The organism is Ulvibacter sp. 2210JD10-4 (assembly GCF_058148525.1).
Genome location: NZ_JBYVJZ010000097.1, coordinates 1 through 237, shown reverse-complemented (window position 1 = coordinate 237; position 237 = coordinate 1). Strand labels below are relative to the sequence as shown.

Here is a 237-nt window from a genome sequence, read left to right as displayed (position 1 = left end):
GCTTGTAAACGTGAAGGGACTTAATTTTGGTATGGATCTTTCAAAATATAAATTAGATAAAGACTAATTAATCATAATTTGCTCCTACGCCTTTGGCGTGGTCTGGTAGCAAGATGATGAAAACAAAAATGTCATGAGAAACGGAAAGAAAATAAATCATTTAGGAAGAAAACCAGCGCATAGAAAGGCGATGCTTGCAAATATGGCTTGTTCCCTAATTGAGCATAAAAGAATAAA

The 237-nt window shown here is 34.2% G+C and carries 1 pseudogene; it reads left to right on the top strand.

Annotated features, from left to right (window positions below):
* Nucleotides 1–133 precede the first annotated feature (133 nt).
* Nucleotides 134–237: pseudogene (locus ACY2RT_RS15625) on the top strand (50S ribosomal protein L17); the annotation flags it as partial.